The organism is Polynucleobacter sp. UK-Mo-2m-Kol15, assembly GCF_018881505.1.
In the GTDB taxonomy this organism is placed as follows: Bacteria; Pseudomonadota; Gammaproteobacteria; order Burkholderiales; family Burkholderiaceae; genus Polynucleobacter.
The window spans coordinates 913,695-939,076 of sequence record NZ_JACVQC010000001.1 but is presented as its reverse complement, the minus strand read 5'-3'; the positions used below and the strand labels follow the sequence as shown (position 1 = coordinate 939,076).

At 46.5% G+C, this 25,382-nt stretch carries 26 protein-coding genes; 14 read left to right on the top strand and 12 right to left on the bottom strand.

Translation table 11 applies throughout. The annotated features are described in order from the left end of the window. Positions 1-11: 11 nt before the first annotated feature. From fabD to ICN43_RS04930, 5 genes are all read right to left on the bottom strand, one after another. On the bottom strand, positions 12-947 hold the full coding sequence (gene fabD / locus ICN43_RS04950) for an ACP S-malonyltransferase (RefSeq protein ID WP_216197491.1): 936 nt from the start codon (positions 945-947) through the stop codon (positions 12-14). Positions 948-991: 44 nt separating this feature from the next. Continuing rightward, positions 992-1,978 carry a beta-ketoacyl-ACP synthase III gene (locus ICN43_RS04945; protein ID WP_216197490.1) on the bottom strand — a complete coding sequence of 329 codons (987 nt, stop codon included), beginning with the start codon at positions 1,976-1,978 and terminating at the stop codon, positions 992-994. Positions 1,979-1,980: 2 nt separating this feature from the next. After that, complete coding sequence (gene plsX, locus ICN43_RS04940; RefSeq protein WP_216197489.1) at positions 1,981-2,991, bottom strand: phosphate acyltransferase PlsX; 1,011 nt, start codon at positions 2,989-2,991, stop codon at positions 1,981-1,983. 84 nt (positions 2,992-3,075) lie between these two features. After that, on the bottom strand, positions 3,076-3,255 hold the full coding sequence (gene rpmF, locus ICN43_RS04935; RefSeq protein ID WP_011902241.1) for a 50S ribosomal protein L32: 180 nt from the start codon (positions 3,253-3,255) through the stop codon (positions 3,076-3,078). Positions 3,256-3,360: 105 nt separating this feature from the next. After that, positions 3,361-3,939, bottom strand: coding sequence for a YceD family protein (locus tag ICN43_RS04930; RefSeq protein WP_216197488.1), 579 nt, complete (start codon positions 3,937-3,939; stop codon positions 3,361-3,363). 13 nt (positions 3,940-3,952) lie between these two features. On the opposite strand from ICN43_RS04930, the gene ICN43_RS04925 reads away from it, so the two are divergent. Together ICN43_RS04925 and ICN43_RS04920 are read left to right on the top strand one after the other, a co-directional pair. Beyond that, on the top strand, positions 3,953-4,585 hold the full coding sequence (locus ICN43_RS04925; RefSeq protein WP_370623154.1) for a Maf family nucleotide pyrophosphatase: 633 nt from the start codon (positions 3,953-3,955) through the stop codon (positions 4,583-4,585). Positions 4,586-4,612: 27 nt separating this feature from the next. Further along, a complete protein-coding gene (locus ICN43_RS04920; protein WP_216199904.1) occupies positions 4,613-5,377 on the top strand; it encodes an SAM-dependent methyltransferase in 765 nt (254 codons plus the stop codon). A gap of 27 nt (positions 5,378-5,404) precedes the next feature. On the opposite strand, the gene ICN43_RS04915 is transcribed toward ICN43_RS04920, so the two are convergent. From ICN43_RS04915 to ICN43_RS04905, 3 genes are read right to left on the bottom strand one after another with little or no spacing between them, the layout of a single operon-like run. Beyond that, entirely contained in the window at positions 5,405-6,364 is a 960-nt protein-coding gene (locus tag ICN43_RS04915) for a S49 family peptidase (RefSeq protein WP_216197487.1), read from the bottom strand. Between the two features lie 4 nt (positions 6,365-6,368). Continuing rightward, complete coding sequence (locus ICN43_RS04910; protein WP_216197486.1) at positions 6,369-7,073, bottom strand: HAD-IIIA family hydrolase; 705 nt, start codon at positions 7,071-7,073, stop codon at positions 6,369-6,371. Next, a complete protein-coding gene (locus tag ICN43_RS04905; RefSeq protein ID WP_216197485.1) occupies positions 7,066-8,085 on the bottom strand; it encodes an RluA family pseudouridine synthase in 1,020 nt (339 codons plus the stop codon). The genes ICN43_RS04910 and ICN43_RS04905 overlap by 8 nt, the downstream gene beginning before the upstream one ends. Before the next feature lie 460 nt (positions 8,086-8,545). Here ICN43_RS04905 and ICN43_RS04900 point away from each other — a divergent pair, with 460 nt between their 5' ends. From ICN43_RS04900 to ICN43_RS04880, 5 genes are all read left to right on the top strand, one after another. Next, positions 8,546-11,185 (top strand): Rne/Rng family ribonuclease, encoded by a 2,640-nt coding sequence (locus ICN43_RS04900; protein WP_216197484.1) that lies wholly within the window; start codon positions 8,546-8,548, stop codon positions 11,183-11,185. Positions 11,186-11,267: 82 nt separating this feature from the next. After that, on the top strand, positions 11,268-12,380 hold the full coding sequence (gene moaA, locus ICN43_RS04895; protein ID WP_216197483.1) for a GTP 3',8-cyclase MoaA: 1,113 nt from the start codon (positions 11,268-11,270) through the stop codon (positions 12,378-12,380). Then, the gene (gene mobA / locus ICN43_RS04890) at positions 12,380-12,985 is read left to right on the top strand and encodes a molybdenum cofactor guanylyltransferase MobA (RefSeq protein WP_216197482.1); all 606 of its coding nucleotides are present in this window, start codon (positions 12,380-12,382) and stop codon (positions 12,983-12,985) included. Before moaA ends, mobA begins: the two co-directional genes overlap by 1 nt. Further along, a complete protein-coding gene (glp, locus tag ICN43_RS04885; protein WP_216197481.1) occupies positions 12,982-14,304 on the top strand; it encodes a gephyrin-like molybdotransferase Glp in 1,323 nt (440 codons plus the stop codon). The genes mobA and glp overlap by 4 nt, the downstream gene beginning before the upstream one ends. A gap of 11 nt (positions 14,305-14,315) precedes the next feature. Then, positions 14,316-14,609, top strand: coding sequence for a hypothetical protein (locus ICN43_RS04880; protein WP_216197480.1), 294 nt, complete (start codon positions 14,316-14,318; stop codon positions 14,607-14,609). 27 nt (positions 14,610-14,636) lie between these two features. Here ICN43_RS04880 and ICN43_RS04875 read toward each other — a convergent pair whose 3' ends face one another. Beyond that, positions 14,637-15,650, bottom strand: coding sequence for a D-glycerate dehydrogenase (locus ICN43_RS04875; protein ID WP_216197479.1), 1,014 nt, complete (start codon positions 15,648-15,650; stop codon positions 14,637-14,639). A 118-nt stretch (positions 15,651-15,768) separates the two neighbouring features. Between ICN43_RS04875 and fdxA the strand changes: the two genes are divergently transcribed. Genes fdxA through ICN43_RS04850 form a run of 5 tightly spaced genes read left to right on the top strand, consistent with a single transcriptional unit; the run spans position 15,769 to position 20,241 of the window. Then, on the top strand, positions 15,769-16,092 hold the full coding sequence (gene fdxA / locus ICN43_RS04870) for a ferredoxin FdxA (protein WP_216197478.1): 324 nt from the start codon (positions 15,769-15,771) through the stop codon (positions 16,090-16,092). 1 nt (position 16,093) lies between these two features. Continuing rightward, complete coding sequence (locus ICN43_RS04865) at positions 16,094-17,137, top strand: NAD(P)/FAD-dependent oxidoreductase (RefSeq protein ID WP_216197477.1); 1,044 nt, start codon at positions 16,094-16,096, stop codon at positions 17,135-17,137. Between the two features lie 36 nt (positions 17,138-17,173). Then, a complete protein-coding gene (locus ICN43_RS04860; protein WP_216197476.1) occupies positions 17,174-17,968 on the top strand; it encodes a thymidylate synthase in 795 nt (264 codons plus the stop codon). A gap of 15 nt (positions 17,969-17,983) precedes the next feature. Then, on the top strand, positions 17,984-18,481 hold the full coding sequence (locus ICN43_RS04855; protein ID WP_216197475.1) for a dihydrofolate reductase: 498 nt from the start codon (positions 17,984-17,986) through the stop codon (positions 18,479-18,481). A gap of 59 nt (positions 18,482-18,540) precedes the next feature. After that, complete coding sequence (locus ICN43_RS04850; protein ID WP_216197474.1) at positions 18,541-20,241, top strand: amidohydrolase; 1,701 nt, start codon at positions 18,541-18,543, stop codon at positions 20,239-20,241. Positions 20,242-20,330: 89 nt separating this feature from the next. Here the strand turns inward: ICN43_RS04850 and ICN43_RS04845 are convergent, their stop codons facing one another. After that, on the bottom strand, positions 20,331-21,413 hold the full coding sequence (locus ICN43_RS04845; protein WP_216197473.1) for a TRAP transporter substrate-binding protein: 1,083 nt from the start codon (positions 21,411-21,413) through the stop codon (positions 20,331-20,333). Positions 21,414-21,455: 42 nt separating this feature from the next. Further along, on the bottom strand, positions 21,456-22,802 hold the full coding sequence (gene pmbA, locus ICN43_RS04840; protein WP_216197472.1) for a metalloprotease PmbA: 1,347 nt from the start codon (positions 22,800-22,802) through the stop codon (positions 21,456-21,458). Between the two features lie 26 nt (positions 22,803-22,828). On the opposite strand from pmbA, the gene mog reads away from it, so the two are divergent. Next, complete coding sequence (mog, locus tag ICN43_RS04835; protein ID WP_216197471.1) at positions 22,829-23,452, top strand: molybdopterin adenylyltransferase; 624 nt, start codon at positions 22,829-22,831, stop codon at positions 23,450-23,452. Positions 23,453-23,524: 72 nt separating this feature from the next. Here the strand turns inward: mog and orn are convergent, their stop codons facing one another. After that, entirely contained in the window at positions 23,525-24,112 is a 588-nt protein-coding gene (gene orn, locus ICN43_RS04830; protein ID WP_216197470.1) for an oligoribonuclease, read from the bottom strand. Between the two features lie 15 nt (positions 24,113-24,127). On the opposite strand from orn, the gene ICN43_RS04825 reads away from it, so the two are divergent. Continuing rightward, positions 24,128-25,378: a M48 family metallopeptidase gene (locus tag ICN43_RS04825; RefSeq protein WP_216197469.1), complete on the top strand. Its 1,251-nt coding sequence runs from the start codon at positions 24,128-24,130 to the stop codon at positions 25,376-25,378. The last annotated feature ends 4 nt before the right edge of the window (positions 25,379-25,382 follow it).

Sequence of the window (25,382 nt, the reverse complement as noted above, 5' to 3'; positions counted from 1 at the left end):
TGTTCGTATTTTTACTTTACCGCAGCCAATGCCTCGTTCAGGCTGACCTCATCAAATATAGGTAGTCCAACGACATGCTCATTAATACGCTTAGTCAGCCCAGCCAAAACCTTACCGGGACCGCACTCTACAACCTGAGTAATGCCATGCTGCGCCATTGCATTAATAGTCTCTTGCCAACGAACTGGCTTGGCAGCTTGACGCACTAAGGCATCCTTAATCGCCGCCGGATCATTCAGCACATTGACATCAACGTTATTGACTACAGAAATAGTGGGCACCTTAAATTCAATATCAGCCAAATAGCCTTTGAGTTTTTCAGAGGCAGGCTGGAGTAATGAGGAGTGGAATGGTGCTGAAACTGGCAACGGTAAAGCGCGTTTCGCGCCAGCTGCCTTAAGCAATTCACAGGCCTTAGTTACTGCATCGCTACCACCAGCAATCACCACTTGTCCTGGCGCATTGAAGTTCACCGCCTCCACTACGCCACCAGATGCAGCAGCAGCTTCGGCGCAAACGGTTTTCACAAGCGCATCATCTAAACCCAAGATTGCAGCCATTCCACCAGTACCTACTGGCACTGCTGTCTGCATCGCCTCAGCACGAAAACGCACCAAGGGCACAGCATCTTTAAATGAGATCACGCCAGCAGCAACTAAGGCGGAGTACTCCCCCAAACTATGCCCAGCCATCATCTGAGGAACGGCGCCTCCAGAGGCCAACCAAGCGCGGTAGAACGAGATCGCCGCAGTCAACATCACAGGCTGCGTATTGGTTGTTAAAGATAAGGCTTCAGAAGGGCCTTCTGCAATCAGTTTTGCAACATCCTCACCCAAAGCTTCCGAAGCTTCCTGTAAGGTCGCGCGGACTTCAGGGCGATTGGCAATAGTGTTGAGCATCCCAACAGATTGGGAACCTTGGCCGGGGAATACGAATGCAAATGTCATAGAAATAATCGTTGAGTGATGGTTATTAATGTATTGCTTATGACTTAGTACTTGATTGCTGCCGCACCCCAAGCAAAGCCACCGCCTACACCCTCTAGCAAAAGGTATTGGCCGCGTTGAATTTGACCAGAGCGAACACCGACATCTAAAGCAAGTGGGATAGATGCAGCAGAGGTATTGCCATGCTCATGGACGGTCACAATGACTTTATCCATTGACATACCCATCTTGCGAGCCGTGCTTTCCATAATGCGGATATTGGCTTGATGTGGCACCAACCAATCGATTTGTTCTGGTTTTAGGTTGGCCTTCTCTAAAGCCTCGTGCGCAACTTGCTCAAGCACTTTGACGGCCAACTTAAATACTGCGGGACCATCCATGGTTAAGTAAGCAGATCCTTCAACACCACCCTGCTTGGCCCGACCCGGAACACACAGAATGTCGCGTTGACTTCCGTCAGCATGCAAAGCTGTTGCCAGAATGCCTGGATCTGTGGAAGCCTCTAAGACTACTGCTCCAGCACCATCACCAAACAAAACGGACGTGGTGCGATCTTGGAAATCCAAAATACGGGAGAAAGTTTCTGCACCGAGAACCAATACTTTTTTATGGGTACCCGTACGAATAAATGCATCCGCAATTGCGAGAGCATAAGTAAAGCCAGCACATACCGCCTGAACATCAAATGCTGCGCAATTGGTATGGGCGCCCAACTTATCCTGAACTACGCATGCGGTACTTGGAAAACCGCCCAAATGATCTGGTGTTGATGTCGCCAAGATAATTAAATCAAGATCTTCAGAAGTACAACCGGCCGCCTCTAATGCTGCTAGGGCTGCATTGACTGCCAAGTCACTAGTGAGTTGATTTTCTGAGGCAAAGTGACGAGCAGAAATTCCGCTACGAGTCACAATCCACTCATCACTAGTTTCAAGACCAATCTTCGCCAAACGCTCAACGAGGTCTTGATTGCTTAAACGCTGCTCCGGAAGATAACTTCCAGTCCCCGCTATCCGTGAATAGGTACCCATGATTATGTTGTCTCCGCCACAAAAGCCTGAGCGATGCGCTCTACCATGCGATTTTTTGCTGCTTCATATGCACGATCGAGCGCAAAACCAAATGCAAAGCGATCCGCTGATCCATGACTCTTAATTACGCAACCGCGCAAACCCAAGAGTACTGCACCGTTATAACGACGATGGTCAACACGTTTTCGGACACGTAATAATGGCACCATAGCGCAGATTGCCATTAGCTTAGTAAGCCATGATCGATTGAATTCTTCTTTAATTAAGCCACTCATCATCTTGGCCAAGCCTTCGCTTGCCTTAAGAACGACGTTACCCACAAAACCATCGCACACCACGATATCCGTAGTGCCCTTAAAAATATCATTACCCTCTACGTTGCCGTAAAAGTTAAGGTTTGTTTGACGTAGCAACTCACCCGTCTGCTTCACCACTTCATTACCCTTAATCACCTCCTCCCCAATATTGAGAAGTCCGATTGAGGGGTTTTGCGTGCCATCAACAACCTGCACCATCACGTTAGCCATTTGTGCAAACTGTACTAAATGCATAGGCTCACAATCTGCGTTAGCGCCAAGATCGAGCATAGTTGTACCGCGCCCTTTTTCATTGGGGATCGCAGTAGCAATTGCAGGACGATCAACACCTTCCAGGGTTTTAAGAATATAGCGCGAGATTGCCATCAAGGCGCCAGTATTACCCGAGGAAATAATTGCATCAGCCAAGCCTTCTTTGACCTGCTCAATAGCAACTCGCATAGAGGAGTCTTTTTTACGACGCAACGCCACCTCAATAGGGTCATCCATGAGGACAACTTCACTAGCAGGAATAATTTGAATGCGCTCGATTGGCGCTTTTGGAAATTGACTCAAGGCTTGCTTGAGCGCTTCTGGATTGCCAACTAAGGCAATGTTCACATCTGCATGTTTTTCGAGGAAATCGCAACAAGCAGGGACAGTGACAGTTACCCCGTGATCTCCGCCCATAGCATCGATAGCAAGAGTGACACTCATAAAATCATGTATTGCTGCAAGTAGTTTTTTTCAAAGAAAAAAGCGGCTTTTATTGGAGCCGCTTCTATCTTTTAGACTAAAGAATCAGTCGTTTTTTGTTTTAACAACTTTACGACCACGGTAGTAGCCGTTTGGTGAAATGTGGTGGCGCAAGTGTGCCTCACCAGTTGTGGCTTCAACAGCCGTAGCAGGTGCGGTCAAAAAGTCGTGCGCACGATGCATGCCACGTTTGGATGGGGATTTTTTATTCTGTTGGACGGCCATATTGAACTCCTAAGCAAGGCGATATTCTAACATGTAAATTGAGCTAAATGCTTGATTAATTGATAAAACGACTTTGAAATACAAGCTTCTTAATGCGGGATAGAATCAATTTTTCTTCATATTTTTCAATATGTTAAAGGGATTTTGAGGTTTTTCAGAGGCATCTTCGGCACTCTTACCACCCCCAAATGAGGCGGTACGTGCCTGACAAGCGCCTTCTAGATGCTTTGGAATTAAGGGTAGGGAAAGGAGGATTTCATCCTCAATTAGCCCCAAGAGATCAAAATGTTGACTTGCCACCAACGGCTCTAGTTGATCGTCCTCCATTGGAAAGGCGTCTGCCTCGTCCTCGGTAGCAACCATGACAAATCGACTTTCTTGGGCCAAATCCAGGCCACAATCCTGCAGGCAGCCCTGACAAACTAGGTGAAGACGCCCTTTTATAACCAATTCTAAAATTTGTTGGGGCTGAGTGCCCGGAGAATCCGCAAAATGGGTCATTACCTGCCAATGAAAGCCATCACCTGGTTCGATAATAGAGACTTCGTCAGCTACCCTTGGCAAGACTGAAATCTCCAAAAATCCAGCCCCTTGATAGGACTGAGGAGCGCAAAAATCGATCCGACTCAGGGCCTTGGGATCACTGGATAACTCAACTTGAGGTAAAACTTGATTACGATTCATGACATCAGTCTAAATGAAGGCTTCAACGAAAGTACAAGTTGCGATGAGTAATTCTGCAAAAAAACTAATCCTGGCATCCACATCGGTCTATCGCAGGGAGCTCTTAGATCGCTTACGCATCCCTTTTGAAGTCATCTCACCTCAGGTTGATGAAGCGCCACTCCCCGGTGAAAGCACCCTAGACTTAGCTTTGCGCTTAGCCAAAGCAAAAGCTGCAGCTGTTGCCAAAGATCACCCCGAAGCCTGGGTTATTGGCTCGGATCAAGTAGCTGACCTGTGTGGTGCCGCTATTGGTAAGCCAGGAAATTTTGAGCGTGCGATGGCGCAACTACAACTCATGCGTGGTGCCACTGTGACTTTTCAAACGGCACTATGTCTGATGCATGGCGATGTCGAGACAACCGTCAATACTCCTACAGAAGTTACCTTCCGAAAACTATCTGACGATGTTCTAGAGGCATATCTCCATGCCGAAGAACCCTACGACTGTGCTGGTAGCGCCAAGTCTGAAGGCCTGGGAATTTCACTCCTAGAATCCATCAAAAGTGATGACCCCACTGCATTGATAGGCCTACCTTTAATTGCATTGAGCGGCCTCTTGCGTGAAGCCGGCTTTCTCATTCCAAATAAAACATCAATTAACTGAATGAAAAAGAATTAAATCATGAGTTCAATACTAGGCACCCTCTTTTTGGTTCCCAATACCTTGGGAGATGATTCGCGTGCTGAGCAATTGCCTTGGGTTTTACCAAGCGAAACCATGACCCAAACTGCCAAGCTTACCCACTGGATTGTGGAAGATGCAAAAACTGCACGCGCCTTTTTAAAAACAGTCGATAGTGTTTCGCCCTTGGCCTGTACCATTCAAGAAATGCAAATGAGTGAATGGCGTGGCCTTGCACGCAATGCTAAGTATGGTGATGCGGTCAAACCAATGGATTTACTCAAGCCGCTGATCGCCGGAAAAGATATGGGCCTCATGTCAGAGGCGGGCGTTCCAGGTGTTGCAGATCCCGGCGCAGAGCTGGTACTAGCAGCTCACAAACTAGGCGCCAAAGTAAAACCACTGGTCGGGCCAAGCTCTATTTTATTGGGTCTGATGGCCAGCGGTTTAAATGGTCAACGCTTTGCATTTCAGGGTTATATTCCGCATGATGTACAAGATCGCATCTCACGACTGAAACAGCTAGAAGTAGAGTCTAGAAAATTACAGCAGACACAAATCTGGATTGAGACGCCATATCGCAATACTGCAATGTTGATGGCTTGTCTTAATACACTATCACCGCAATCATTATTATGTCTTGGTATGGATCTCAGCCTGCCAAGTGAAGCTATTACTACCTTATCTATTGCAGACTGGCGTAAGCGCTTCCCAAATGAAGCCGCCTGCTCGTCATTACAAAATAGGCCAGCAGTATTTCTATTGCTGGCCTAAGTGTTTTTCACCTTGTGAAGCTATGATTTACTTTAAATCAGGTGCCTTAATTAAGGCTTTACCTGCCGCAGCGCCAACCTCAGCACCAAAGCGTTTGGCAACACGCTCTGCGAAATTCTCTTTCATGGTGTAGTCCAAAATATCCGGCGCTTTAAAGATATCGCGTGCAACAGACTCTACCGATCCATAGCCGTCTACTAAGCCAATTTTGATTGCTTGTTCACCATTCCAAACACGACCCGAGAACATCTCCGGAGTTTCTTTTAGGCGATCACCACGACCTGCCTTTACTACCGTTATAAATTGTTGATGGATCTCATCGATCATGGTTTTAATCATCTCCACTTGCTGTGGATTTTCTTTGGAGAATGGATCCATCATCCCCTTATTGGAACCTGCAGCAATCATGCGACGAGTTACGCCCAACTTATCCATCAAGCCAGTGAAACCAAAGCCTTCCATGATTACACCAATAGATCCCACCAAACTGGCCTTATCAACCAAAATTTGGTCACCAGCAACAGCCACATAGTAACCACCTGAGGCGCAAATATCTTCTACAACAACATAAAATGGCTTGCTTGGATAAAGCTTGCGTAAGCGATGAATTTCGTCATTCATCATGCCAGCCTGAACTGGTGAACCGCCAGGACTATTAATACGCAAAACTACGCCAGCACTATTTTCATTTTCAAATGCAGCGCTCAGCGATGAATTAATATCTAACGCGTTAGCCATTGAGCTCGAGGAAATCTCCCCCTCCAGAGTAACTAAGGCGGTATGCTTCTCCATTCCCATGCCCCGCCCTGGTAGATGAAAATCAAATACCGCGAGCACTACGCCAACAAAGACAATGAGCGTAAGAATACGAAATACCGCTCTCCAGCGGCGCGCCTTTCGAGTCTCTTTTAAATTCTCTAGTAATAAATGCTCCAGAGCTTGACGCTCCCAATTTTGATTTGCGTTCTCGGATTGATTCTGATCCATCTTGTTAATCCTTAATTACTAACTCGTTTTTAATAGTGAGATTGTCGCTAAACCATTTACCTAACTGCGAGACATCATCCACATGCGCAAGTGACGGCGCCTCTTTTAAAGTACTTGGGGGATGTGCGCCATACGTTACCGCTACTGCATCCACACCTGCATTTGCTGCCATATCCAAATCATGGGTGGTATCCCCAATCATCAACATACGGCGCATCGGTACTTGCATGACATCTGACAACTCTAAGAGCATTCCAGGATGGGGCTTAGAGAAGGACTCATCTGCAGTGCGGGTTTCATGGAACATCTGCTCTAACTGATGATGCCTTAAGGATCGATCCAATCCAACGCGTGACTTACCTGTCGCAACGCCTAATAAGTAACCCTCTTCACGCAAGCTGTGTAGCAATTCACGAATACCCGGAAACAAATCAAGCTCGTGATCTTTAGCTAGGTAGTGATAACGAAAACGCTCTGTTAACTTGGGGAAATGGACTGGCTCAATCCACGGTACCGCTCTTCTGAGTGAATCGTGAATGCCTAAGCCAATAACCGAGCTGGCTAAAGCATCATCCGGCACCTTAAAATCCAAATCACGGCAAGCTTGCTGAATGCAGTGCACGATCGTTGGCGTGGAATCCATGATAGTTCCATCCCAGTCCCACACGATCAGGTCGTAACGTCTATCGGGTTTTTGCTCTTCAGGCATTTTTAGTCACTTCAAAAGTGTTCATCATCGCGGTAAATTCAGCTGGAAGTGGTGATTCAATACGCATTTTCTCGCCAGAACGGGGATGAGTAAAGCCAGCCAAGTGGGCATGCAGATACAAACGCTTGGACTTCACTATCTTATCTTGATCTTCAAAGCCATATTTATCGTCACCCAAAATCGAGTGGCCTAATTTTTGGAGATGCACACGAATTTGGTGAGTACGCCCGGTTTTTAATTGGGCTTCGGCGAGGGTAATAGCCACTTCGCCACGCTTCATTATTTTGGTAACACGCAAAGCGGTATGGCTTGGTAGGCCATCCGGGTCAACACGAACACGACGCTCACCATTAGCCAATAGGTATTTATGTAATGCAAACTTCAACTGCATCGTGCCAGCACCTTGCGCAACTTCACCATGAGCTAGCAAGTAATAGCGCTTATCTGTCTGCCCTTCGCGGATCTGCCGATGCAGTTCTACTAAAGCACTACGCTTTTTAGCCAAGAGCAAGACACCGGAAGTATCTCGATCTAAACGATGGACCAATTCTAGAAATTTGAGTTCCGGACGTGTAATACGGAGAGTCTCAATAACACCTAGGGCAATGCCTGAGCCTCCATGAACTGCCAAACCTGCGGGCTTATTCACGATTAGTAGAGCCTCATCCTCGAACAAAATGGGCATTTTGTCGGAATATCCCTGAGCCCGAGACTTGGTTTGAGCAGTATTGACTGCCGCCATTTGGGCGGGCTCGGCAATACGAACCGGCGGAACCCTGACTATATCCCCCTCAACCAAACGGGTAGTCGGCTCAGCCCTTTTCTTATTTACTCGGACCTCTCCGGAACGAATAATTCGATAAACGTGACTTTTGGGAACCCCTTTAGCCCAGCGCAAAAGGTAATTATCTAGGCGCTGACCAGCCTCCTCTGAGCCAATGGTCTGAAGATGAACGGCAGCCGGAGCGCTAGTTTTTACCTGTAAAGGCTTAGATATGGGTTCGGATTTCATGATTTATCTCTCTTGCCACCCCGACGAGGGTCGACAAGGGACTTAACAATACCCCATTGTCGTTCAACATGTGCCGTATAATCAACGCTCTAGCCAATTTATTGGCCCGAGAATGACCTGGTTTAGGTTTGAATCGTGGAGCTTGGAGTCGCCCTTAATAGACTCCCGGGGTTGCCCCTCCCCCGTTGTAATGAGGCGCAGGGTTGGTGTGCCGTATGCCGCGACCCGCGATTAGAAGACAGTTTTCAGGCGCGCGCCTGCATAGATGACCTAAAGGAGGTCTCTGCGGCGATCGTCAAGTGTGGCGCCGGTTTAACAATATTGAACCTGGTGTTCTAGGCAATAAATGCCTAGATTGGTTTGACCCACACTACAAAGCCGCCAATGGGCTATGCCCCTAGCGGTATCTAACTTGTCCCTAACGCAGCGCGCAACGACGCACTCCCAATAGGAGAGTGTTATGAAACGCATGTTATTTAATGCAACTCAACAAGAAGAGTTGCGAGTTGCCATCGTCGATGGTCAAAAACTCATCGATATCGATATCGAAGCTGCCGGTCGTGAACAACGCAAAGGCAATATTTACAAAGGCGTTATTACCCGCATTGAGCCTTCGCTCGAAGCTTGCTTTGTAAATTACGGTGAAGAACGCCATGGCTTCTTGCCATTCAAAGAAGTTGCCCGCACCTACTTTAAAGAAGGTATTGATGTCCGAAATGCTTCTATTAAAGATGCCTTACGCGAAGGCCAAGAAATCATTGTTCAGGTAGAAAAAGAAGAGCGCGGCCAAAAAGGCGCCGCCCTGACCTCTTTTATCTCCCTGGCGGGTCGCTATTTAGTATTGATGCCAAACAATCCTCGTGGAGGTGGTGTTTCTCGTCGTATTGAAGGTGAAGACCGTCAAGAGCTCCGTGAAGCAATGTCCCAGTTAGAAGTGCCAGATGGGATGAGCATCATTGCTCGTACAGCAGGTATTGGTCGTGACGCTACCGAATTGCAATGGGATTTAAGCTATCTCATGCAGTTGTGGACAGCGATTGATGAAGCGGCCAAGGGCAATTCAGCGCCACTATTGATCTATCTCGAATCTAGCTTAGTAATTCGTGCGATTCGTGATTATTTCCAGCCAGATATTGGTGAGATCCTCATCGATACGGATGACATTTATGAGCAAGCTGCGGCATTTATGTCAGTAGTGATGCCAGATAACCTGCCGAGAGTGAAACGTTACCAGGACGATGTTCCATTGTTCTCCCGCTTCCAAATCGAGCATCAAATTGAAACTGCTTACTCACGAACAGTGCCATTGCCTTCAGGTGGTGCGATTGTGATTGACCATACTGAAGCCCTAGTTTCAGTAGACGTCAACTCTGCACGCGCAACCCGCGGCTCTGACATTGAAGAGACTGCCACTCGCACAAACTTAGAAGCAGCTGATGAAATCGCTCGTCAAGCACGTTTACGTGACTTAGGTGGCTTGATCGTGATTGACTTCATTGATATGGAATCAAGCAAAGCACAAAAAGATGTAGAGAATCGCTTACGCGATGCTCTACGCCATGACCGTGCTCGCGTTCAGATGGGTAAGATCTCTAAGTTTGGTTTGATGGAAATGTCACGCCAGCGTTTACGCCCTGCCCTTTCTGAAGGTAGCCACGTAACCTGCCCACGTTGTAATGGTACTGGTCATATTCGCGATACCGAATCTTCTGCATTGCAAGTCTTGCGCATCATTCAAGAAGAAGCAATGAAAGAAAACACAGCCGCTATTCACTCCCAAGTTCCAGTCGAAGTGGCTGCATTCTTACTCAATGAGAAGCGCGCTGAAGTCATCAAGATTGAGACTCGTTTCAAAGTGAACGTCTTGATGATTCCAAATAAGCATTTAGAAACACCGCATTACAAGCTCGAGCGTTTACGCCATGACGATCCCCGTCTTGATGACCAAAAAGCCAGCTACGTGATGGCTGAAGAAGCTGCAGCTGAACTTGAAACTGATACTGCAGTAAGTCGAAAGGATGCAGACGTTAAAGTTCGCCCTGAAGCTGCTGTCAAAGGGATTACACCAAATGCACCAGCACCAGTAAGTCAGCCGCGTCCTGCGCGCACTGAAAAAGTCAACTTGGAAACAGCTAGTACTGGTGGATTCTTCGGATTCATTAAGAGTTTATTCTCTTCTGCGCCTGCACCAGAAGCAAAGCCTACCCCTAGTGCACCACGAGGCCGTAATCAAAATAATCGTAACGGTAGCAATCGTAATCGTGGTCGTCGTGGCGAGCGTAATGATCGTGCTGAGCGTCCAGCTGATGGTGCAGTAAGTGCTGAAGGTACAAATGCTCCACGCGAAGCGGGTTCAGGTAGAGGTCGTCAAGATGGTCGCGGTCGCAACGGTAATCGCAACCAGAACAGTCAAAATCCAAAGCCAGAAAATCAAGCTGCAGTGACTCCAGCTACTGAGGCAGCCCCTGGCACTGATGCAGCACCGAGTGCTGATGGTGAAGAGCGTCGTGGTCGTGGTCGCAACCGTCGCAGTCGCAGTCGAGGTCAACGAAGTGAACGCACTGAGTCCGCTGGTGATGAGGCTATTGCCTCTATTGTTGCAGTGGCAACTTCTTTCTCTGGCCCCCCAGTAGGAATGGCCGGAGCATCTGCCTCAATGCCAATTCAGAATATTACTCAAAGCTTTGGAAATACGGTCACACCTATAGCTTCAAACGAAGTGAAAGCACGTGCACCACGCGCGCCTAGAGAGCCAAGAGAGCAACGTGCTCCGCGTCAAAGCAATCGCACTGATCACACTGCTACTGTAGTCACTCCAGTAGCCACAGTAGCTCCAGCAATTGAAATAATCGTTAAACCGATGCCTGAGCTACCTAAGGTTGCATTCCAAGCACTCGAAGAAACGCCATTGCATAGCGTAGTTCAGTCTGCTGGCATGGTCTGGGTTGCAACAGATGCTAGTAAACATCAAGAAGTGCAATCGCAAATCAAAGCAGAGCCAGAAATTTTGCCAATAGGCAGAACTCCAAAGGCACCTGTTAGCTTGCAAAATGGTCCAATGGTTTTAGTTGAAACCGGCGGCCAAGAAAAAACGGTTTAATCCAATTTCTCCAGACTGCTATTTATCTCACAAGGATATTTGGCAGTTTGGCAGAAACACCGTTTCACAGCCATAATTAGGCATGGTTGAAAAAGTAATTCCTATACGTTTAGATGAGGGTAAAGGTCTCAAGCCGTCCATTCCTGGACAGCTCATGGCTATGAATACCTCAACTCAAGATACTCGTGGGCGTCCGCTTCGTGATTTACGTATCTCTGTCACAGATCGATGTAACTTCCGCTGCACCTATTGCATGCCTAAGGAAATCTTCGACAAAGATTATCCTTATCTATCTCATGATGAATTACTCAGCTTTGAAGAAATCACCCGTTTAACGACTATCTTTGCTTCATTGGGTGTAGAAAAAATTCGCCTCACTGGTGGCGAGCCTTTACTACGCAAAAACCTCGAAGTGCTGATTGAGATGCTAGCGAAGATTCGCACCACAGCAGATCAGCCTCTTGACCTGACCTTGACTACGAATGGCAGTATTTTGCGTAAGAAGGCAGTTTCGTTAAAAGCCGCAGGCTTGCATCGCCTCACCATTAGCCTTGATGGTCTGAATGATGACATCTTCAAAAAAATGAATGATGTCGACTTTCCAGTTGCGGATGTACTAGATGGGATCGCCGCAGCGAAAGAAGCAGGCTTTGCTAATCTCAAGGTGAATATGGTTGTAAAAAAGGGTACCAATGATCAAGAGATTATTGGTATGGCTAAGCACTTCAAAGGCAGTGGTGTCACGTTGCGCTTTATTGAATTTATGGATGTGGGTAGCTCTAATGGCTGGGATATGACTCAAGTACTTCCCTCACAAGAGGTTGCCGATCGCATTAATGCCATCTTCCCAATAGAACCTATGGAGGCTAACTATCCTGGTGAGGTAGCTCAGCGCTGGCGCTATCTTGATGGCTCTGGTGAAATTGGTTTTATATCTAGCGTCACACAAACTTTCTGTCATGAGTGCACACGCGCGCGTATCTCTACAGATGGTCAACTCTATCTTTGCCTGTTTGCAAACGAAGGTTTTGATTTCAAAACACTATTGCGTTCTGGTAGATCTGATTTAGAAATTGCCAATGCCATTATGTCTACATGGGCTGGACGCAGTGATCACTATTCAGAGATTCGGGGATCTAATACCATTGGCTCGAATTCTTCTCGAAAAGTAGAGATGTCTTACATCGGCGGCTAATGATTACCTCAGAACACATAACCGGACTTATTTTGGCCGGTGGCCGCGCGCAGAGAATGGGCGGCATTGATAAGGGCTTAATCCCCTTTCACGGTAAAGCTATGATTGAATCTGCAATCAGCCGACTCAGGCCACAAGTCAGTACGATTCTAATTAATGCTAACCGCAGTATTACGAAGTATTCACACTATGGGTATCCAGTACTCATGGATTCAACCCCAGATTTCTCCGGCCCATTAGCGGGATTCTCAGTCGGACTGCAGCATTGCAAAACACCCTACTTACTAACGTCACCTTGCGACTCACCTTTATTGCCAGTTGATCTTGCCAAAGAGATGGCATCTCAACTGGAAAATAACGATTTAGAGCTCGTCTTTGCCTCCTCAAAAGAAGATGATGGCAAAGTTTGGTCTCAGCCTGTTTTCTGTTTAATGAAAAGTGATTTACAAGATTCTTTGGATACCTTTTTAAGTAAAGGAGATCTGAAGATTGATCACTGGTTTAAAGAATTGCGATCTGGCACAGTAGTTTTTGAAAACCCACTAGCATTTGCTAATGTAAATACACCAGAAGAGTTGGCCGCCCTAGAAAAAGTATCGTTATGACAGATTCAATCAAGCACTCGCCAAATAGCCCTATTCTCCTAACCGCATCTCTTCATGTGGATGACGCACGCAAGGCTATCTCAGGTCTAGTTAATGAATTACTTCAAGAGTCTCGTAAGCTCAATAAGGCAAGTGATATTGAGTCAGTCACTTTAGATCAAGCGATCAACCGCATTCTAGCGAAAGACTTACTCTCCCCGATCGACGTCCCTGCCGCCGATAACTCCGCTATGGATGGTTTTGCCTTTCATGGTGATTGCCTGGGAAATAGCGAAACGATAGTCACCTTAAAGATTGTTGGCACAGCCTATGCTGGCAAACCTTATGAAGGCGCTATTGGTTCGGGTGAATGCCTCAAGATCATGACTGGTGCACTCATGCCCAATGACTGCGATACCGTCATCCCACAAGAATTTACTGAATCTGCAAATGAATCTGTTGTCGAGTTCAAACAAAACCAAGTGAGGCGTGGAGATAACCGTCGCTTACGTGGCGAGGATTTACAAAGTGGCAAAGCCGCTATTACGGCTGGTCGCTTATTACGACCATCTGATCTTGGTCTAGCCGCATCTCTGGGCATTGCCAACCTCACAGTACATCGCAAACTGAAGGTGGCCATCCTTTCTTCCGGAGATGAGTTACGACCCTTAGAACAAGCCCTTGATGCGGGTAGCATTTATGACAGCAATCGCTATAGCCTGACCGGCCTACTCAATCGTCTGAATGTAGAGATCGTTGACTGTGGGATTGTCCGCGACGATCCCACTTCACTTAAAGCCGCCTTCGTGGATGCCGCCTCAAAAGCGGATGTTTTGATTTCCTCTGGTGGAGTCTCTGTCGGCGAAGCAGACTTTACTAAGCAAATCATGCAAGAGCTTGGCGATGTGGGATTTTGGAAAATTGCCATGCGGCCGGGTCGCCCCATGGCCTTTGGCATGCTCAAGCAAGTTGAGGGGTCTAGCCATAAAACCCTCTTCTTTGGCCTGCCTGGCAATCCGGTTGCGGTGATGGTGACCTTCTACCAATTTGTACGCTCCGCTTTATTGCAATTGAATGGTGCAAGCCAAACTGAGCCACCAATGACTCAAGCGATTGCCAAGGCACCAATTCGGAAAAAACCTGGTAGAACAGAATTTCAGCGTGCAATTGTGGGCCGCGGCCCAGATGGAAAGCCTACGGTGAAACTTACCGGCAGCCAAGGAGCGGGAATTTTGCGATCGATGAGTGAGGCAAATTGCTTTGTCATCCTGTCTCACGACCATGGAAATGTAGCTGCTGGTGAGTGGGTTGATGTGGCGCTTTTCGACGGACTGCTTTAAAATTGCATCTCATGAAACTCACCAAAAAAGAAATTGCCTTCGTAGACCCAATGCATACCGCTAAAACCTTAGTTTTAGTTTATCTCTGCTTCTCCGTGCCAATCGTGTTACTAGCCCTGTTTGTAGCCTTCATTCGTGATGGTGCCATTCCTGGATTTACGGTTCTCTCTGCATTGATCCTCAATGCTTTACTTGGCTTTGCTTTGCTATGGATTGCCTGCAAGGTCTACAACTGGGTAGCAGGCAAGTTTGGTGGAATTGAACTTGCGCTGAGAGATCTTCCGGAAGAAGTTGAAGCGGATTAATTTATCAGTCAACTTCGTATCATTCCATTAGCCACCAAATACTTCAGCGTTAATTAAGCTTGGCGGTTTTTTTCCATCAAGTGCTGCTCGTAGATTTTCTACTGCAAGATCCACCATTGCTCTACGTGTTTTTTCTGTAGCACTCGCAATGTGCGGAGCCAACACAATATTGCTACACTTGAGCAACTCTGGATGCACTTGAGGCTCACCTTCAAAAACATCTAAGCCAGCCGCAAAGATCTTGCCACTTTGCAACGCTTGCGCCAAAGCAAGATCATCCACAATGCCGCCGCGAGCAATATTGACTAGGGTTGCAGTCGGTTTCATCATCGCAATTTCTGCGGCAGCAATCATGTGGTGATTTTGAGTGGTGTAAGGTAGCACCAATACCACATGATCGGCAGTACGTAGCAACTCCTCTTTAGAAGCATAAGTAGCTCCACAGGCTTTTTCATCTGCGCTAGAGAGACGACTGCGGTTGTGATAAATCACTTTCATACCGAAACCTAAGGCACGCTTAGCAATGCCTTGGCCAATGCGACCCATACCAATAATACCAATGGTACTGTGATGCAAATCCATACCCAAGGGGTTATTCACGATTGACCATTGATCCCACTGACCCGCCCTCACCCAATGTTCAGACTCGGTAATCCGTCGTGCAGTTGCCATTAACAAAGCAAAGCCAAAATCAGCGGTTGTATCCGTAAGCACATCAGGGGTATTGGTGGCCATAACACCAGCAGCAGTAATCGCCGGAACATCAAAGTTGTTATAGCCAACCGAAATATTGGCCACTACTTTCAAATTTTTTGCCTGAGAAAGGGCAGCAGCATCAATCCTCTCACTACCAGCAACCAAAGCCCCTGCCACCTCTGAAAGTGCATTTTTCAGCTCCGCTGGGCTCAATATTTTGTCGGACTGGTTCGAGCGAACCTCGTAGGATTCCTCTAATTTGGCTAGTGCCTCTGGAAATATGGCCCTTGCGACCAAAATCTTCGGTTTAAGGGGGTGTTTGGAGGTATTGGCTGGGATGTTCATACCGAGACTTTACCTCAAGTAAATTGAGGCTTTTGTCTGAAAAAAAGCTGATTCGGCTAAAATCAAGTTTCTTTAACCTGACGGTTCATTAACCTGAACTCCTTACCTGTAAAACATCATGACTTACGTTGTTACTGAAGCCTGTATCCGCTGCAAATATACTGATTGCGTTGATGTCTGCCCAGTCGATTGTTTTCGTGAAGGCCCTAACTTTTTAGTTATCGATCCAGATGAATGTATTGATTGCGCAGTGTGTGTCCCTGAATGCCCTGTCAATGCAATTTATGCAGAAGATGATGTACCAGGAGATCAACAAGCGTTCATTAAACTAAATGCTGACTTATCGCCATCATGGACATCCATCACTAAATCTAAAGCCCCCCTTCCCGACGCGGAAGAATGGAAAGACGTTAAAAATAAACTTGACCAACTGGTAAAGTAAATTGCATCACCCCATTGAAACCGATGCAGTCATTATTGGCGCCGGTCCAGTGGGGCTCTTCCAAGTCTTCGAGCTTGGACTCCTAGAAATTAAAGCTCACGTCATTGATTCTCTGCCCGAAGTGGGCGGTCAATGTATCGAGCTCTATCCAGATAAACCGATTTATGACATTCCGGCAATTCCGGTTTGCACTGGTCGAGAGCTGGTTAGTAGTCTCCTGAAACAAATTGAGCCATTTGCACCGGAGTTTCATTTAAATCAAGAGGTCTCGACCATTGAGAAGCAAGCCGATGGTCGCTTTCTTATTCGCACATCCCAAGATCAGTATTTTTTGAGTAAGTCGATTTTTGTTGCCGCTGGCGTTGGCGCATTTCAGCCGCGCACACTCAATCTAGAAGGTATCGAAGCTTTTATCGATAAGCAAGTTTTCTATCGCGTCAGAAATCCCCAGCAATTTGCAGGTAAACGTATGGTGATTTGCGGTGGCGGAGACTCCGCACTAGATTGGGTGCTATATTTTGCTGATCAAGCAGCAAGCGTGACACTCATTCATCGCCGAGATGAATTTAAGGCCGCGCCTCAATCCGTTGCGAAGATGCGCGCCCTTTGTACCGCCGGCAAGATGCAACTCATCATCGGGCAAATAACAGGTCTTGAATCCTCAAATGGCAAACTCACAGAAATTGCCGTCACCAATATTGATGGCGAAGTTCAACATCTTGCCTTAGATGCGCTCTTATTGTTTTATGGACTCTCCCCTAAATTGGGACCCATAGCTGACTGGGGTCTAGACATTGATCGCAAGCAAATTGCTGTAGACACCGCATGCTTTCAGACTAGTACGCCTGGTATTTATGCCGTTGGGGATATTAATATCTACCCAGGCAAGAAAAAACTGATTTTGTCAGGTTTTCATGAGGCAGCCTTGGCAGCCTTTGCTGCTGCCGCTTATCTAGCCCCTGAAAAACAGATTCAGCTCCAATACACCACCACCTCCCCCAAGCTTCATAAGGCGCTTGGGGTAAGTCCACCAACATTCGAGTAAGCTCTTAATATCACCAGTCACCTAGCTGAAAAAAATATGCATCAATATCACAATCTCATGAAGGAAGTCCTTGAAAAAGGCGTCCAAAAATCCGATAGAACCGGCACTGGAACCATCTCTATCTTTGGCCATCAGATGCGCTTTAATTTGGCCGAAGGCTTTCCGATGGTCACCACTAAGAAACTCCACCTCAAGTCCATCATTCTGGAATTGCTCTGGTTTCTCAAAGGCAGTACCGATAACAATTGGCTTAAAGAGCGTGGTGTCTCCATTTGGAACGAGTGGGCGGCTCCAGATGGCGACCTAGGGCCGATTTATGGCTACCAGTGGCGTTCATGGCCCGCACCCAATGGTCAGCATATTGACCAGATTGCAGAAGTTGTAGAGACTCTGAAAAAGAATCCTGATTCACGCCGCATTATTGTTTCAGCATGGAATGTGGCTGACATTCCTCGCATGGCTTTGGCACCTTGCCATGCTTTCTTCCAGTTTTATGTTGCCGATGGGAAATTATCTTGCCAGCTCTATCAACGTAGCGCGGATATTTTCTTGGGCGTACCATTTAACATTGCCAGCTATGCCCTTCTCACCCACATGATGGCGCAACAATGCAATTTAGAGGTAGGCGACTTTGTGTGGACCGGTGGCGATTGCCATCTTTATAGCAATCATTTAGAGCAGGTTGATCTTCAACTCTCGCGAGACTTCCTCCCATTACCCAAACTCAATATTTTGCGTAAGCCTGATTCCATCTTTGATTATGAATTCGAGGATTTTGAAATCGCTGGCTATGAATCCCATCCCGCCATTAAAGCTCCTGTAGCAGTTTAAGAAGTTAAATCCCCCATGACCACAAATCAGCATCCCGCCATCTCAATGATTGTTGCCCGCTCTCGTAATCATGTCATTGGCCGCGATAATCAAATGCCTTGGAAAATTTCTGCTGATTTGCAGTTCTTCAAAAAAGTAACTATGGGTCACCCCGTCATCATGGGTCGCAAGACTTGGGAATCGATTGGTCGCCCGCTTCCTGGGCGGCGTAATATTGTGGTGAGTCGCAATACTGAGCTACAACTCACAGGTGCAGAGGTAGTTAACTCCCTCGATGCAGCACTAACTACTTTGAGTGAATTCCCGCGCGTATTTGTGATTGGTGGAGAACAGCTTTTTACGCAAGCTTTTTCAAAAGCAGATCGCCTTTATATCACCGAGATTGATATCGATGTAGATGGTGGGGACACCTTCTTTAGAGTACCCAATCCATCCGAATGGAAAGAAGTAGAGCGCACTCCAGCTTCTGAGGGTGATATCACTTTTAACTTTATTACCTTAGAGCGAAATTAGAGATACCGCTACCATCCGCTATTTGTTTGTATAGAAATGTTTTTACAAAGGAAGTATCCATGAAATTCTCATCAAAATTACTTTCCACCCTGCTCATAGCGCAATGTACATTTGTCTTTGCTAAAGGGAATGCAGACATGATTTTTTATGGTGGCGATATTGTCACGATGAATAAATCCCAGCCTACCGCTGAAGCCGTAGCAGTTCAAGACGGAAAAATCATTCAGGTTGGCTCATTGGCTAAGCTCAAAGCTTTGCAAGGGCAAGATACGAAACTCGTTAACCTGAACGGTCAAACCTTGATGCCTGGCTTAGTTGAGCCACATGTGCATATTATGGGAACGGCATTTTCAGAGGAGATCTTCCTCGATCTCTCCAACTTTACTATGCCCCATGACACCTTAGATAGTTTGGTGGCAAAACTGACTGCTTATGCCAAAACTCTCAAAGATGGTCAATGGATAACTGCATTTGGTGTTGATCCATCAAGAACCGATCCATTCATGTCTGAGTTAACTGCAGATGTCTTAGATAAGGTCTCGACAACTAAGCCTGTATTTGTCATGAACCAGAGTATGCATATTGCGTATGTGAATCACAAGGCGCTAGAGATTGCTGGCTTAAATGACTCAAGCCCCAACCCCAAAGGGGGCACGTTTGTGAAAGACAGCAAAGGACGCCTAACTGGGGTGATCTACGAGGTACCCGCTTTTGAATTATTTCTAAGCAAAATGCCCATACCTAGCCAAGAAATCATTGAGAAGGCTGTCGCCAAGGTTGGCCAAAAACTAATCAGCAAGGGCGTAACTACTTCAGCAGAAATTACTGTTGGCGGATACCTTGGGGTTGATAAAGAATATGCTCTTTTCAACACTATGACCCGTAATGGCAAGTTACCTGTCAGGGTTAGAGGATATATGTATTCGAATGCATACCCAACTACAAATAAGAACTACAAACCAGGTCAAGGCGATGACACCTTTAAATTAATCGGCGTCAAAATTGTGGCTGATGGCTCCAATCAAGGCTTGACAGGTGCAATGAGTAAGCCTTACGACTATCCAGTCGGTACAAGCAATACGGGCACCCTTAACTTCACAGAGCAAGAGCTATATGCTCTTGCTAAGCCCAGATTTGATGAGGGATGGCAAATCTCAATTCACTCAAATGGTGATAAGTCAATTGAGCAAACTCTGAATGTTTATGAAAAGCTAGTTACAAAGCCAAGCGATGCTAAGACTCGACTCAGAATTGAACATTTCACAGTGCCAACCGAAAAACAGATTAGTAGGGCAGCGAAGTTAGGCGTTGTTCCTGGCTTTACGATTGGGCACACCGATTATTGGGGTGAGGCCTTTCATAATCACCTCATAGGAGCAGAGAGGGGGGATCGAATTGATCCTAGCGCAAGCTTAATAAAAAAAGGTATGCGTTTTGCATACCATAGCGACTCCCCTGTTTCACCAATTCATCCGCTCAAGTATGCGTCCGAAGGTGCATCCCGCCTTTGGCAGGTTTCACCCCAAAAAGTATTGAATCCAAGCCAGAAGATATCAATCAATCATGCCTTAAAAGCAATCACGATTGATGCAGCCTATCAGTTAAAGATGGAAGACAAAATTGGATCGATTCAAGAGGGCAAATATGCTGACTTCGCTATCGTTAATCAAAATCCCATGAAAACAGATGCCTACAAAATTAGAGATATTGAAGTGAATGAAACCTGGGTTAACGGTCAACAGGTATTTAAGAGGAAGTAAAAATTTTTAGGCCTTTTTTCGCAAGCAAAGCCACTCTAGAGTGGCTTTGCTTTACCCGCTACTGATAGACTAGCCATAGCATCTTAGCCTCATAATTTCTTCGAAAAACTATATTGCGCAAATCCCTGTTCTGCTACATTGAACCACTGGGCCTCCATGTTTCTAAATACGCGATAGTCTTCAAAGATTTTCTTGAACTGAGGGTTCTTGGCAGACTCTTCAGCGTAGGTTTCTTGAGTCGCTTTAAAGCAAGCATCTAAGACTGAGGCATTGAACTTACGTAGGACTGCGCCATTTTGTATGAGGCGCTGCAATGCTGGTGGGTTCACAGCATCGTACTTGGCACACATATCGATATGAGCCTGAAGACAAGCCGCTTCCCATGCTGCTTGGTATGAAGGAGGCAATGAATCCCACTGCTTCTTATTTACTAAGAATGAAAGGCCGGCGGCTCCCTCCCAGAATGCTGGATAGTAGTAGTTTTTGGCTACCTTGGCTAAACCTAACTTCTCATCATCATAGGGACCCACAAATTCTGCAGCATCAATCGTGCCTTTTTCTAATGCCGAATAAATTTCGCCAGCAGGTAACTGTTGCGGAACTACACCTAACTTCGCAAGTACCTGCCCTGCAAAGCCAGCAATACGGAATTTAAGACCCTTGAGATCTTCTGGGGATTTAATTTCTTTACGAAACCAGCCACCCATTTGAGTGCCAGTTTGCCCCCCTAAGAAGTTCACAATGTTGTAGCTGGCGTAGAGCTCACGCATCAACTTCGTACCATTGCCGTGTAACATCCAAGCGGATTGCTGACGAGCTGTCATGCCAAAGGGTGCTGCTGTATCAAAAATAAATGCGCTGTTCTTACCCAGGTAGTAATAGCTGGCAGTATGACCACACTCTACCGTACCATTTTGAACGGCATCCAATACTTGGAGAGCTGGAACCACTTCACCGGCTGCAAACACCTTAACATTGAACTTGCCATCAGTGGCTTTGCGTAAAGCGCTTGCAAACACTTCCGATGTACCCAACAAAGTGTCTAAAGATTTAGGAAAACTAGAAACCAAACGCCAATTGAGGGTTGGCAAATTCTGCGCTACAGATGGCGCTGCCAATGTAGCTGCGCCTACACCGATAGTAGCTTTCTTTAAAAAGGAACGTCTTTGCATTTCTATCCCCTAAACAATATAGTTTTTCTTTTTTCTTATATTTTATTTACCGCCAACAGTCATTGATCCAATCAAGATGGAGCCAGTTTCTTTGGTTCCACGAGTCAATGAATCACTACCAATCATTTGGATATCCATCAGCATATCGCGTAGGTTACTAGCAATCGTAATTCCCTCTACTGGATATTGGATCTCACCGTTCTCTACCCAGTAGCCGAAGGCGCCACGAGAGTAATCTCCAGTAACATAATTAACGCCCTGCCCCATCAACTCAGTCACCAATAGGCCTGTACCCATTGCCTTTAAGAGTGCAGGCAATCCGCCCTTAGGCGTCTTGCGGCTTTGTAATGTCAGATGATGCGATCCGCCAGCATTGCCGGTAGTTTTCATCCCGAGTTTTCTGGCGGAGTAAGTGGATAAAAAATAACCTTGTAATATGCCTTTATCTACAACTGTTCTTGCTGCCGTCTTCACACCCTCCTCATCAAAGGGCGCACTTCCAGTCATCGACTTCAAATGCGGATTTTCAAAGAGACTGACATGCTTTGGCAAAACTTGCTTACCCAAGCTATCTAACAAAAAACTTGATCGGCGATATAGTGAACCACCAGATACTGCCTGTACCAATCCACCTAAAAGACCGGAAGCCAAAGGTGCCTCGAAGATGACAGGACAACGGCGAGTAGTTAGCGATCTTGCTTTAAGGCGTGAAAGTGCACGCTCTGCTGCATATTTACCAATTGCAGCTGGATCGGCCAACTTCTCAGGAATGCGTGAACTGGAATACCAATCATCTCGCTGCATTAGTGACTTTTTGCCGCCTTCATTTGCAATTGGTGCGCAAGAAATATAGTGGCGTGAGAATGGATAGCCGCCCATAAAGCCGTGACTGGTCCCCATCATAAAATGCGCATGATGCGCCGATACTGAAGCGCCATCGCTATTTTGAATTTGCTTGCTGACTGCAAAAGCAGCGCCTTCAGCAGCTCGCGCAATATCGATTGCCCTTGCCGAATCTAAATCCCAGGGATGAAACAAATCAAGATCAAGGGGATGCTTTTCAAGAAGCTCTCTTTCAGCAGGGCCAGCACACAGATCTTCGGCTGTATGTTGGGCAATATGGTATGCAGCCTCCACCGTAGCCTTTAAAGAATCCTTGGAAAAGTCACTGGTACTGGCATTACCCCGACGATGACCTAAAAAGACGGTTACCCCAACTTGCTTATCGAGGCTTTGCTCAATAGTCTCGACCTCACCCTTGCGAACGGTGACTGAGAGGCCCTGGCCTTCAGAAATCTCGGCCACAGCATCCGAGGCGCCCCTTCTTTTAGCCTCTGTGAGCATGAAATCAATGATTTCTTGAAACTGATCTGATGAATATGTAAACATAACCTAATAATAGCTAGAATAGAAACATGAAGCATACCGAAGCCTGGAAAAGATCATCTCCCAATGAAATCAGAATCGGCTTAATCTCGATCTCTGATAGAGCCAGTAAGGGCGTTTATACCGACGAGGGCATCCCCGCTCTGCAATTATGGCTACAAAATGCCATTACCACCCCATGCGTCTTTCATGAGCGCCTCATTGCAGATGAGCAGGAAGTCATCACCGAAACGATCTTAGAGCTGGCCGATGACCTAGGCTGCGACTTAGTGCTCACCACAGGCGGCACAGGCCCTTCTCGCAGAGATGTAACGCCTGAGGCCACAATGGATGCAGGAACCCGTGAAATGCCCGGATTTGGCGAGCAAATGCGGCAAATTAGCCTGCGCTTTGTACCTACAGCGATTTTGTCACGCCAGACTGCAGTTTTACGAGAAATCGAGGGGCACACTGCCCTTATTATCAACCTACCTGGGCAACCCAAATCCATCAAAGAAACTCTTGAGGGTTTGAAGGATGCTGAGGGAAAATCCATTGTTCCGGGCATCTTCGCTGCCGTTCCTTACTGTATTGAACTTATCGGCGGGCCTTATATCGAGACGAATGAAACCATTGTCAAAGCCTTCAGACCCAAGAGCGCTATCAAGAAATAAGGTGGGCAATAGTTTTAAAGAGTAAAAAAGGGTCTAGTTTTAGACCCTTTTTCTTGTCATGGATTCCAGAATTTATTCCGGCAAGGGCACAATAAACTTTTCTCGGTAGTACTTGAGCTCTTCAATAGATTCTTCAATGTCCGCCAAAGCGGTGTGAGCTTGTTTTTTGGTAAAACCCTTTACTAACTCAGGATGCCAGCGCTTGCAGAGCTCCTTCAGGGTGGAAACATCGATATTTCGATAATGAAAGAATGCCTCTAGTTTTGGCATGTACTTCGCCATAAAGCGACGATCCTGACCTATGGTATTGCCACACATAGGCGCAATTCCAGGCTTGATATATTTCTTTAGAAAAGCAATACATTCAGCTTCAGCAGTAGCCTCATCAGTTGTTGAGGCCTTAACCTTATCAATCAGACCAGAACGGCCATGGGTACCCTTATTCCAAGCATCCATCGCATCCAATACAGCGTCATCCTGGTGAACCACCCAAACAGGGGCGATAGCGATGGTATTGAGATGCGCATCAGTCACGATGACAGCTATTTCCAAAATACGCTCTTTTTCAGGGTCTAGGCCTGACATTTCCATATCCACCCATATCAGGTGTTCACTGGCCATAGCTGCCTTTGATGTTGGGGTACTTATTTTTTCACTCATATCTATAATCATCTCATGACATTCACAATTGTTTTTCTAATCGCCTTCATCGCCAGCTTTGGTCTACGCCACTGGTTATCCCAACGCCAAATTCGTCACGTTGCCATCAACCGCGATACAGTGCCGGCCGAGTTTGCCAATCAGATCTCTTTAGCCGAACATCAAAAGGCTGCTGACTACACGATTGCAAAACTACGTCTTGGTATTTTAGAGAATGGTGTCAGCGCACTGATTTTGATTGGCTTCACGCTCTTGGGCGGCCTACAGATTTTGAACCTCTCGCTCTTGCAGCTTTTAGGTGAAGGTATTGCACAGCAAATGGCCCTACTCATTTCCATTGTCTTGATTTCTGGAATTCTTGACCTGCCCTTCTCTTGGTACAAGCAGTTTTACCTAGAAGAGCGCTTTGGTTTTAATCGTATGAATGCCAAACTCTTTTTTAGCGATATGTTCAAAGGCTTAGGTATTGGTGGTGCAATTGGCGTCCCCCTACTATGGGTCATCCTCAGTCTAATGGCTCAAGCAGGTGACTTTTGGTGGCTATGGGCTTGGGGCGTGCTTACCGTCTTCAGCTTATTAATGCAGTGGATATTTCCGACCTTTATCGCGCCGATTTTTAATAAGTTCCAAGCTCTAGAAGAGGGTCCACTCAAAACACAAATTGAGGCCTTACTAAAACGTTGTGATTTTGCAAGCCAAGGTCTATTTGTGATGGATGGCAGTAAACGTAGTGCACACGGTAATGCATTTTTTGCTGGCATGGGCAAGGCGAAACGTATTGTGTTTTTTGATACCTTGATTGAGAAGTTGAATCCTGGTGAGGTGGAAGCTGTCCTTGCTCATGAACTCGGGCACTACAAGTGCAATCATATCCGCAAGCGTTTACTAGTTTCCTTTGCGATGAGCTTTGTTACGTTTGCACTACTAGGCTGGATCAGCACCCAGCCCTGGTTCTACTCCGATCTTGGTGTGATGCCCAACCCGAATGGCTATAACGGCGGCTTAGCATTAGCACTCTTCATGCTCGTTGCACCAGTATTTAGCTTCTTCCTAACACCGCTGTCCAGCTTGGCATCACGTAAACATGAATATGAAGCAGATGGTTTTGCTGCGGATAAATCTTCTGCAAGTGATTTAATTTCTGCCTTAGTGAAGCTCTATCAAGACAATGCATCGACCCTAACACCAGATCCAATCTATACCGCTTTTTATAGCTCGCATCCACCTGCTCCACTTCGCATTGCCAACCTCAAGCGATTTAACTAAGTAA

Excerpts from the sequence above, each read along its gene's own strand:
- ICN43_RS04825 (WP_216197469.1), top strand. The coding sequence starts at position 24,128 with ATGACATTCACAATTGTTTTTCTAATCGCCTTCATCGCCAGCTTTGGT.
- pmbA (WP_216197472.1), bottom strand. The coding sequence starts at position 22,802 with ATGTTTACATATTCATCAGATCAGTTTCAAGAAATCATTGATTTCATG.
- fabD (WP_216197491.1), bottom strand. The coding sequence starts at position 947 with ATGACATTTGCATTCGTATTCCCCGGCCAAGGTTCCCAATCTGTTGGG.
- ICN43_RS04930 (WP_216197488.1), bottom strand. The coding sequence starts at position 3,939 with ATGAATCGTAATCAAGTTTTACCTCAAGTTGAGTTATCCAGTGATCCC.
- ICN43_RS04905 (WP_216197485.1), bottom strand. The coding sequence starts at position 8,085 with ATGAAATCCGAACCCATATCTAAGCCTTTACAGGTAAAAACTAGCGCT.
- ICN43_RS04900 (WP_216197484.1), top strand. The coding sequence starts at position 8,546 with ATGAAACGCATGTTATTTAATGCAACTCAACAAGAAGAGTTGCGAGTT.
- plsX (WP_216197489.1), bottom strand. The coding sequence starts at position 2,991 with ATGAGTGTCACTCTTGCTATCGATGCTATGGGCGGAGATCACGGGGTA.
- ICN43_RS04915 (WP_216197487.1), bottom strand. The coding sequence starts at position 6,364 with ATGGATCAGAATCAATCCGAGAACGCAAATCAAAATTGGGAGCGTCAA.
- mobA (WP_216197482.1), top strand. The coding sequence starts at position 12,380 with ATGATTACCTCAGAACACATAACCGGACTTATTTTGGCCGGTGGCCGC.
- ICN43_RS04925 (WP_370623154.1), top strand. The coding sequence starts at position 3,953 with ATGAAGGCTTCAACGAAAGTACAAGTTGCGATGAGTAATTCTGCAAAA.
- mog (WP_216197471.1), top strand. The coding sequence starts at position 22,829 with ATGAAGCATACCGAAGCCTGGAAAAGATCATCTCCCAATGAAATCAGA.
- fdxA (WP_216197478.1), top strand. The coding sequence starts at position 15,769 with ATGACTTACGTTGTTACTGAAGCCTGTATCCGCTGCAAATATACTGAT.
- rpmF (WP_011902241.1), bottom strand. The coding sequence starts at position 3,255 with ATGGCCGTCCAACAGAATAAAAAATCCCCATCCAAACGTGGCATGCAT.
- ICN43_RS04910 (WP_216197486.1), bottom strand. The coding sequence starts at position 7,073 with ATGCCTGAAGAGCAAAAACCCGATAGACGTTACGACCTGATCGTGTGG.
- glp (WP_216197481.1), top strand. The coding sequence starts at position 12,982 with ATGACAGATTCAATCAAGCACTCGCCAAATAGCCCTATTCTCCTAACC.
- ICN43_RS04945 (WP_216197490.1), bottom strand. The coding sequence starts at position 1,978 with ATGGGTACCTATTCACGGATAGCGGGGACTGGAAGTTATCTTCCGGAG.
- ICN43_RS04860 (WP_216197476.1), top strand. The coding sequence starts at position 17,174 with ATGCATCAATATCACAATCTCATGAAGGAAGTCCTTGAAAAAGGCGTC.
- moaA (WP_216197483.1), top strand. The coding sequence starts at position 11,268 with ATGGTTGAAAAAGTAATTCCTATACGTTTAGATGAGGGTAAAGGTCTC.
- ICN43_RS04880 (WP_216197480.1), top strand. The coding sequence starts at position 14,316 with ATGAAACTCACCAAAAAAGAAATTGCCTTCGTAGACCCAATGCATACC.
- ICN43_RS04845 (WP_216197473.1), bottom strand. The coding sequence starts at position 21,413 with ATGCAAAGACGTTCCTTTTTAAAGAAAGCTACTATCGGTGTAGGCGCA.
- ICN43_RS04875 (WP_216197479.1), bottom strand. The coding sequence starts at position 15,650 with ATGAACATCCCAGCCAATACCTCCAAACACCCCCTTAAACCGAAGATT.
- ICN43_RS04850 (WP_216197474.1), top strand. The coding sequence starts at position 18,541 with ATGAAATTCTCATCAAAATTACTTTCCACCCTGCTCATAGCGCAATGT.
- ICN43_RS04855 (WP_216197475.1), top strand. The coding sequence starts at position 17,984 with ATGACCACAAATCAGCATCCCGCCATCTCAATGATTGTTGCCCGCTCT.
- orn (WP_216197470.1), bottom strand. The coding sequence starts at position 24,112 with ATGAGTGAAAAAATAAGTACCCCAACATCAAAGGCAGCTATGGCCAGT.